We start from the raw sequence: 408 nt of genomic DNA, 5'->3' as shown, positions 1-408 counted from the left end.
AGGCGGCGGTGTAGAAGGACAATGCCAAAAACAGCGACATGAATTCCGGGCCGACGACGGAACCGCCGGTCAGGTTGAACTTGCCGGCCACGGGCACGTCGAAGGAGATCGGCAGGCCGGTCACCAGGAATGCGAGGATCGGCAGGCCGGCGATCAGCGCGATCGATACCCAGATCGTGTGAAACTGCTTGCCGGTCGCGGCCTGACGCTTGTGCGCCCAGCGCGCCGTGATCACGGTCGCGATGATGCCGATGACGAGGGCGGCGAGCACCAGAAACATGCCCGCCTCGAACATCGGCTTCGGGAAGGCGAGGCCGCGGTTGTTCAGGAACATGCTGAAGGGCAGGTGCAGAGATTCGCGCGGCTGCGGCAGCACGGCGAGAACGCCGGAATACCAGAAGAAGATGA

At 63.7% G+C, this 408-nt stretch carries 1 pseudogene; it reads right to left on the bottom strand.

Going from position 1 to position 408, the window contains the following annotated elements:
• A pseudogene (locus ACODR6_RS32115) lies at positions 1-408 on the bottom strand (amino acid ABC transporter permease); the annotation flags it as partial.

The organism is Rhizobium sp. FG96 (assembly GCF_057808655.1).
This window is presented reverse-complemented; position numbering and strand designations above follow the sequence as displayed.